Source organism: Candidatus Competibacter denitrificans Run_A_D11 (assembly GCF_001051235.1).
Classification (GTDB): domain Bacteria; phylum Pseudomonadota; class Gammaproteobacteria; order Competibacterales; family Competibacteraceae; genus Competibacter_A; species Competibacter_A denitrificans.
The window spans coordinates 1-1,191 of sequence record NZ_CBTJ020000109.1 but is presented as its reverse complement, the minus strand read 5'-3'; the positions used below and the strand labels follow the sequence as shown (position 1 = coordinate 1,191).

Here is a 1,191-nt window from a genome sequence, read left to right as displayed (position 1 = left end):
GTCCAAAGAAAAGTTTGAGCGAACGAAGCCGCATGTCAATGTAGGGACGATAGGGCATGTAGATCATGGGAAGACGACGTTAACGGCGGCGATCACCAAGGTCATGGCGGCGAAATTTGGGGGTGAATTCAAAGCTTACGACCAAATTGACGCGGCGCCGGAAGAAAAGGCGCGGGGGATCACGATTGCCACGGCGCATGTTGAATACCAATCGCCCAAGCGGCACTATGCGCATGTAGACTGTCCGGGTCATGCTGACTACATCAAAAACATGATCACGGGGGCGGCGCAAATGGACGGGGCGGTGCTGGTCGTCTCAGCGGCGGATGGGCCGATGCCGCAGACGCGGGAACACATCCTGCTCGCGCGCCAAGTCGGTGTCCCCTACATTGTCGTCTACCTCAACAAAGCCGACATGGTGGATGACGCCGAACTCCTCGAACTGGTCGAAATGGAAGTTCGTGAACTCCTCTCCAGCTACGACTTCCCAGGGGACGACCTACCGATTGTCACCGGATCAGCGCTCAAAGCGCTCGAAGGGGACGGGAGTGAAATCGGCGAACAATCCATCGTCAAGCTCGTCGAAGCCATGGACGCCTACATCCCGCAACCGCAGCGGGAAATCGAAAAGCCCTTCCTCATGCCCATTGAAGACGTCTTCTCCATCTCTGGGCGGGGCACGGTCGTCACGGGACGCATCGAGCGGGGCAAAGTCAAAGTCGGGGAAGAAGTCGCCATCATCGGCATCCGGGCCACGGTCAAAACCACCTGCACCGGGGTTGAAATGTTCCGCAAGCTGCTCGATCAAGGCGAAGCGGGCGACAACGTCGGTGTTCTCCTGCGCGGTACCAAGCGCGATGATGTCGAGCGGGGTCAAGTTCTCGCCAAGCCCAACACCATCACGCCGCACACGCACTTCGAAGCCGAAGTCTACGTCCTCAGCAAAGAAGAAGGCGGTCGTCACACGCCCTTCTTCAAGGGCTACCGGCCGCAATTCTACTTCCGCACCACCGATGTCACGGGATCGGTTGACCTACCGGAAGGGGTCGAAATGGTCATGCCGGGAGACAACATCCGCATGACGATCAACCTCATTGCGCCCATTGCCATGGATGAGGGCCTGCGCTTCGCCATCCGTGAGGGTGGTCGCACCGTCGGCGCCGGCGTCGTCGCTAAAATTATTGAGTGAGC

1 protein-coding gene is annotated in these 1,191 nt (G+C 58.7%); it reads left to right on the top strand.

What is annotated here, in order from left to right; all coding sequences use genetic code 11:
• Positions 1 to 1,189 (top strand): elongation factor Tu (tuf, locus tag BN873_RS17050; RefSeq protein ID WP_048676601.1); only part of this gene is annotated, 1,189 nt, incomplete at its 5' end.
• Between the last annotated feature and the right edge of the window lie 2 nt (positions 1,190 to 1,191).